The following is a 255-nucleotide window of genomic DNA, read 5'->3' as shown; positions in this document are numbered from 1 at the left end:
GGTAGATATACCCTTTTCCGTTGTGAACAGCTTTACAAGTAATGCTTTTGAGGGAAATCCAGCAGCAGTTATTCTTAATGCAAATACCTTGGATCATGAGACAATGTTACGGATTGCACGTCAATTTCATCTTGTTGAAACAACATTTGTGCTTTCTGCTCCCCAAAACTCTGATTTTGATTTTGAATTAAGATATTTTACTCCGACAGAAGAAGTTTCTCTTGCGATACACCCTACCATTGCAGCACTCGTTTC

At 38.4% G+C, this 255-nt stretch carries 1 protein-coding gene; it reads left to right on the top strand.

The window, feature by feature from the left end; translation table 11 throughout:
- The coding region (locus tag MM817_RS16735) for a PhzF family phenazine biosynthesis isomerase (RefSeq protein WP_241717206.1) at positions 1–255 on the top strand (255 nt) is incomplete at both ends.

Source organism: Sulfoacidibacillus ferrooxidans (genome assembly GCF_022606465.1).
Taxonomy (GTDB): domain Bacteria; phylum Bacillota; class Bacilli; order Alicyclobacillales; family SLC66; genus Sulfoacidibacillus; species Sulfoacidibacillus ferrooxidans.
The sequence above is the reverse complement of the archived record's forward strand: the minus strand, read 5'-3'. Positions and strand labels throughout refer to the sequence as shown.